Below are 6,319 nucleotides of genomic sequence, written 5' to 3' on the forward strand. Positions count from 1 at the left end.
CCTCGGACCCGCCTCCTCCCAGCAACGAAACCGCCACCGACGACGCCCAGGCTCCCAAGGCGAAGACGCGCACCCCCGTCCGCAAGACCGGCAAGCGCGACGCCAGCGACCCGACGGCCACTCCGGTCCGCGGCAAGTCCCGCACCGCCGCGCCCGTCGACGACTCGGATGCCGACCTCCCTGCCCCGGATGACGGCGCCACCGAAGCGGCCGCGCCCCAGGGCTTCCTCACCCTGGTCACGGAACCTTCCGCCCGCGTGTCCCTGGCCGGCCGTTCCCTGGGCGAGACGCCTCTCAACAAGGTCGCCCTCCCGGTGGGCAGGCACACCCTGAAGCTCATGGACGGCACCGGCCGCCCCTTGAGGCTCCTCGTGGAGATCAAACCCGACGACGTCACCTCCGTCCGGGTCCCCCTGGAGATGCTGGACAATCCCTGAACCTGTCCGGCTGTCGGACACGTTCGCGCCTCGCCACGCAATCATCCGCTGGGGTCCTCCGTACCCGAGGCATTCCGCCGGGACGTGTTCCTACGTCCTCGCGCCTCGCCCGGAGCCGCCCATGAGGATGTCCTCGCTGTCCCTGCTCGCCGCCTGCTGCCTCGTCACCTCCGCCTGCACCGCCCACGCGGAGGACGCGACCCGGCCCTCCCAGGGCGCCGGTGAGACGCGCCAGGTGGAAGACTTCCACGGCGTCTCCGTGGGTCACGGCATGCACGCGGAGGTGAAGGTGGGCCCCAAGTCCGTCCGCCTGGAGGGCTCCCCTGAAAACCTCTCCCGCCTCCAGTTGGAGGTGGAGGACGGCATCCTCACCACGCGCGTGGAGCGCAAGGGCTGGAGCGGCCTCAACGGCAAGGTGAAGCTCATCGTGTCCTCGCCCCGCATCGACCACCTGGAGGCCAGCGGTGGCAGCCACATGAACGCGGACGTCACCGCGTCCGGCGAGTTCGACGCCGAGGCCAGCGGCGGCTCCGTCCTCACCGTGCGCGGCGTGGACGCCAAGCAGGTGGAGGCCGAGGCCAGCGGCGGCTCCGAAATCACGCTGACCGGCCGCGCGACGCAGCTGGAGGCCGAGGCCAGTGGCGGCGCGCAGGTGCACGCCCAGAAGCTCCAGGGCCTCACCGACCTGAAGGTGGAGGCCAGCGGCGGCTCCATCGTGGAGGCCGATGCCCCCGCCAGCGTCTCCGGTGACGCCTCCGGCGGCAGCATCATCCGCCTGTCGAAGCGGCCCCAGAACGCCAACGTGGACATCAGCGGCGGTTCGCGCCTCGACGCCTCGAACTAGCAGCGGTACCGGGAAAGGTTAGCCGGGCCCCGGGGAGTTCCCGGGGCCCGGACAGGCCCCCCACGAAGCAAAAGAGACGCCGCACACCGGACCTCCAAGGTCATCCGGGCGACCGTCCTACCTTCCACGTGGATGCCGACCACACCGGAGTGCCGTCGGACAGGCGCGTGGGCCCCATGGAATGCGCTCGAGTGACCGAACGCTTCGCAGTCCCCAAGATATCGGGAACCCGTCCCAATCCCAAACACCCAGCGTCGCTTTCGCCACAGGACTCGCAGGGGAACCCGCGTCCCGCCACGCCTGCCGTCCCCCACGGACTGTAAATACGAAAGCACCGCGCTCACACGGTGCGTCGTTGAGACGCGTCAGGTCGGGTCCATCCAGCGATGATGGAAAACTCCGCATGCGCGGGACTCCGCGAGCAACCGCTCAGCGGGCCGGCGGGAAGCGGTCCGCGTTCTGACGCTCCACCATCCAACCCGGGTACTCGGGGGGCAGCTTGGAGACGGCGTCCAGCTTCGCGAGTTGCTCGGCGCCGAGGCGCAGCTCGGACGCGGCCAGGTTGTCCTCGAGTTGGGCCTGCGTCTTCGCTCCGAGGATGACGGTGGTGACGTGCGGCTGGTGCAGCAGCCACGCGAGCGCCACGCGCGCCACGGTGGTGTCCGTCTCCTTCGCGACCTCATCCATCACGTCGATGGCGTTGTACGCGCGCTCGCGGTCCACGGGCGGGAAGTCGAAGGTGGTGCGGCGGGCGCCCTCGGGGCCTTCGGCGTTGCGGCGGTACTTGCCGGAGAGGAAGCCGCCCGCGAGCGGGCTCCACACCATCAGGCCCACCTGCTGGTCCTTCATCAGCGGCACCAGCTCGCGCTCCAGGTCGCGGCCGGCGATGGAGTAGTAGGCCTGGAGCGATTCGAAGCGGGACAGACCGCGGTGGTCGCTCAGGCCCAGCGCCTTCATCAGCTGCCACGCGGCCAGGTTGGACGCGCCCAGGTAGCGCACCTTGCCCTGGCTCACGAGGTCGTCCAGCGCGCGCAGCGTCTCCTCCAGCGGCGTGGCCACGTCGTAGCCGTGGATCTGCAAGAGGTCGATGTGGTCCGTGCCCAGGCGCTTCAGGCTCGCGTGCACGGAGTCGAAGATGTGGTAGCGGGACAGGCCCGTCTCATTCTGGCCCGGGCCCATGCGGCCGCGCACCTTGGTGGCCAGCACCACCTGCGAACGCTTTTCCGCCAACGCCTTGCCGAGCAGCTCCTCCGACTGCCCGTACGAATACACGTTCGCGGTGTCGAAGAAGTTGATGCCCGCGTCCAGGCACCGGCCCACCAGCGCGTCGGCCTCTGACTGGCCCTGCTGCCCGATGTTCTTCCAGTAGCCCTCGCCACCGAAGGTCATGGCGCCGAAACACAGTTCAGAGACAAACAGGCCGGTGCGGCCCAGCGGACGGTAGTGCATGTGCGTGTCACCTTGGGTGGAAGTGAAGGCGGCCCCTCTTAACGTCCGGTGCGCAATCCCGCAGCAGGAAGGCACACGATGACGGACGCGCGCCGCTTCGTGGGCTGGGACCTGACGGACCCCTTCGCCCGCGCGCACCGCCCCGTGGACGAGGCCATCGTGGACGGTGACGGCCGCGTGCGCTTCTCCCAGCGCGTCTGGCCCTCGGCACGGACCGGGCACGGGCTGGACCCGGAGGCGCTCGCGGAGGCCTTCGCCGTGGGGCCCGGCGACGTGGTGGTGGTGGACGGGCCGCAGGCGTTGGCGAACCCCGGCGCGAAGGTGCGGGACGCGGAGCGGAAGCTGCGCGCCCCGGGCCGCACCCCGGACGTGCTGCCCATGCCCGGTGCGCCCTTCGCGGGCTTCGTGCGCGGCAGCGTGCTGCTGTTCGCCGCGCTGCGGGCCCATGCCCGGGTGCCCATGCTGGACCTGGACACGCCGTCGCTGTCACACGCGCGCCTGCTCGAAGCCTTCCCCGGTGCCACCTGGCGCATGCTGGCTGTGGAGAAGTTGGGGGCAAAAGCCACGCCGGAGGGACGCGCCCGGAGACAGGCCCTGCTGGAAGCATCCGGCCTGCGCTTCGGGGACTCAGGAACGTGCACGCACGACCAGCTGGATGCCGCGCTCTGCGCCTGGCTGGGGTGGCTCACGCGCACCCGGCCCGGGGACGTCATCGCGGTGGGCCTGCCCCTCACGCGTGACGCGGATGGAACATTGCGCGAGGGACGTATCCTGGACCTGACTCTACGGTAATCAGCTATTGCTATTATTACTGTTTAAGCTGTTTTAATCCCTCTCAACTCCAGCTGGAGAGGGACAACACATGCGTGGAACGCCGTGGAAGGCCGTGACGGTGGTGGTGGGGCTCGTGGGCGCGCCGGTGCTGGCGGAGGACGCGACCGCCCGTCTGCCATACGGCGTGCCGGTGCCAGAGGGGCAGGAGCTGACGGCGGCGCCGGAGCCCTTCGACGAGTCGGTGCACGGCCGGGCGATCCCCAACACCCAGCCACAGGCGAACGAGGTGTTGAAGGGCGTGGCGGCGCGGCTACCGGAGCGCGCCAGCCGGCCCCATCCGCGCGTTCCCATCCCGGACATCTTCCCGGGCTCCGGGGACCGGGGCTTCTGGGTGACGCAGGGCCAGGGCATCTTCGCGGCCAACGACGCGCAGACGGACCTGGTCATCCCGGACAACGCAATTGGGACGACCATCTACGCGCCCACGCACATGCCGGCGGGCAACGTGTGCGTGGAGACGGTGACGGCGCACTGGCGCTATTCGGGCATGGCGACGACGGCGCACGCGCACGGCTTCTGGGACCACTGCGGCTTCGACGGCGCCACGGGCTGGCAGACCTTCGAGGGCATGGACGCGACGTGGAAGGGCAAGTACGTGCGCGTGCTGGACGGCGAGGAGCGCTACTTCACGGAGGCCTACAAGGACGGCAGCGGCTGCGCGCACGGCCTGCTCTACAACTTCACCCTGGGGCTCTGGGAGGAGAAGCTGACGCCCATCTGCGGCAACTCCGGCTTCGCCACGGGCTGGACGATGTGGGAGTCGCACTACCTGATGGACGTGGCCCAGCGCTGCCCCGCGTTCCCGCGCGTGCGAGCCTCCGGCATCCAGATCTACACCGTGAGCGCCTGGCCCGCGCTCACCACCAGCAACAGCACCCAGCTGGGCCCCTACGGCCTGTGCTGGACCAACGGCACGTACAACTTCTCGGTCGCCGTGCCCAACAGCGACTGGACCGCGCTCACGCCGTGAGCCCGTGAGGACTCAGCGCCCGCGCACCGGGTCCTCGTGATGGTCGTGCCCTGGCCCGCCGAACGTTCCGGGCCAGGGTTCCTCCGCGGGCTTCAGGCCGGGAATCGGGAAGCGCCGGAAGCGCGATTGGCTATAGGCATACGGGGGATCGCACTCGCCGCACGTCGTGGCCCCGTCCATCATCACGAGGCTGTCCGGCCCCAGCTCCAGGAACTGCGCGGGCGTCGCCGCGTTCGACACCGGGCACTGGAACACCTCGCTGCCGTCCTTCGCGCTCACCGCGAACAGCACCGGCCCCGTCGCGTTCATGCCCGTGCCCACCACCACCGTCTCCGGCGGCTGGCCCGGCCAGGTCGTCCAGCTCGCCAGCCGGACCTCCGGCGCCACCGGCCCCGGCCACCCCTGGAACCCATGCGTCCATGACGGCGTGAGATTCGGCAACGCGTAGCCCTCCAGCGTCCACTCGCCCACGGTGTCGTCCTCGGAGGGCGAGGGAATCACGTGCGCGGAGGTCGCCAGCGCGCGGCCCAGCCCCCGGGGGAACGTCTGTGAACCCACCGCCTGCCCGTCCCGCGTGCTCAGCGCCTGCGTGGAGCGCTCGTTGAGCAGGAGCCCGTTCACGATGGCCAGCTCCCCCGCGGCGAAGGCCTCTGTCTTCCGCCAGCGCGGCACCCCGTCCTGCGAGAACGCCATCACCAACGTCGGCGCTCCCGGATACAGCGGCGCCCCCACGTTCTGCGTGGGCCCGAACGCCACATACACATCGCCCGCCGCGTCGGACGCCACGCCGTACGGGTGCGGATGGTTGCACTCCGCGAGCAGCGGATCCTCCAGCGCCTGCGCGGACACCATCCCGCCAAAGGCATCCAACACCACCAGGAAGTACTGCCGGCACAGCGTGTTCCGCGACGTGCCCGCCGGGTACGCCTCGAAGAGCGCCGCCAACCGGTCCGGCTGCATCACCCCCAGCCGCGCCATGAACACCGTCGTCAGCCCCTGCGTGAAGTCCGGCCGCGCCGTCGTCAGGTCGAACGTCCACCGCGGCGCGCCCGTCACCCTGTCCAACAGCGACACCTGCCCGGACAGCGGCAGGTCCATGCACAACAGCCGGTCGTTCCACAGCATGCACCGGCGCCCGGACGTGCTCGCGCGCACCGGCACCGGGCCCGCCGCGTCCAAGAGCGCCGGCACGAAGAAGCCCACCAGCGTCACGTCCCCCGTGGGCCCCACCAACAAGTCGTGCAGCGCTTCCCCGTTGGAGGCCGCGTCATAGGTCCAGTCCGGCGTCAGCGCCGTCGCGGCGGGGCGCTCGCAGACGGAGCCCTTGCACTTGCCCGGTCCCTGGCAGGGGCTGGCCGGCGCGCAGGTGAAGTTGTCCGGCGGATCGCGGCGCTGGCACGTCCCGTCCAGGCACACGTCCGCCGCGTCACAGCCGCGCTCCGGGCCGCAGAACGTCCCGTCCGGCGCCTTCGCCAGCGTGCACCCCACCTTCGGGTCGCACGCGCCCACCTGGCACTTCCCGTCCCCCGGACACGGCGGCGTCGGCACCGACGTGCAGCCGTCCAGCGGGTTGCACACATCCGTGGTGCACGCGTTGCCGTCGTCGCAGACGCGCTCCGGGCCCTTGCACCGCCCCGCCGTGCACGTGGCGCCCTGGATGCACGCGTTGCCCGGGTCGCAGGCCGTGCCGTCCGGCTCCTCGGCCTCCACGCACTTCTCCGTCGCCACGTCGAACGTGGAGGTGTGGCAGGCCACCGGCGTGGGGCCTGTCTCTTATCCACATCT

The 6,319-nt window shown here is 70.7% G+C and carries 6 protein-coding genes; 4 read left to right on the forward strand and 2 right to left on the reverse strand.

Annotated features, from left to right (window positions below):
* Nucleotides 1–437, forward strand: a 437-nt coding sequence (locus D7V77_RS39295; RefSeq protein WP_120581333.1) for a PEGA domain-containing protein, incomplete at its 5' end; no start/stop codon positions are given.
* A gap of 121 nt (nt 438–558) precedes the next feature.
* On the forward strand, nt 559–1,281 hold the full coding sequence (locus tag D7V77_RS39300) for a head GIN domain-containing protein (RefSeq protein WP_120581334.1): 723 nt from the start codon (nt 559–561) through the stop codon (nt 1,279–1,281).
* A gap of 429 nt (nt 1,282–1,710) precedes the next feature.
* On the opposite strand, the gene D7V77_RS39305 is transcribed toward D7V77_RS39300, so the two are convergent.
* The gene (locus D7V77_RS39305) at nt 1,711–2,730 is read right to left on the reverse strand and encodes an aldo/keto reductase (protein WP_120581335.1); all 1,020 of its coding nucleotides are present in this window, start codon (nt 2,728–2,730) and stop codon (nt 1,711–1,713) included.
* Nucleotides 2,731–2,808: 78 nt separating this feature from the next.
* On the opposite strand from D7V77_RS39305, the gene D7V77_RS39310 reads away from it, so the two are divergent.
* Together D7V77_RS39310 and D7V77_RS39315 are read left to right on the forward strand one after the other, a co-directional pair.
* Nucleotides 2,809–3,522 (forward strand): DUF429 domain-containing protein, encoded by a 714-nt coding sequence (locus tag D7V77_RS39310; RefSeq protein WP_120581336.1) that lies wholly within the window; start codon nt 2,809–2,811, stop codon nt 3,520–3,522.
* A gap of 70 nt (nt 3,523–3,592) precedes the next feature.
* Nucleotides 3,593–4,534, forward strand: coding sequence for a hypothetical protein (locus D7V77_RS39315; RefSeq protein ID WP_120581337.1), 942 nt, complete (start codon nt 3,593–3,595; stop codon nt 4,532–4,534).
* 12 nt (nt 4,535–4,546) lie between these two features.
* On the opposite strand, the gene D7V77_RS39320 is transcribed toward D7V77_RS39315, so the two are convergent.
* Nucleotides 4,547–6,289 carry a tenascin-X gene (locus tag D7V77_RS39320; protein WP_199733980.1) on the reverse strand — a complete coding sequence of 581 codons (1,743 nt, stop codon included), beginning with the start codon at nt 6,287–6,289 and terminating at the stop codon, nt 4,547–4,549.
* Nucleotides 6,290–6,319 lie beyond the last annotated feature (30 nt).

Source organism: Corallococcus sp. CA041A, assembly GCF_003612075.1.
Classification (GTDB): domain Bacteria; phylum Myxococcota; class Myxococcia; order Myxococcales; family Myxococcaceae; genus Corallococcus; species Corallococcus exiguus.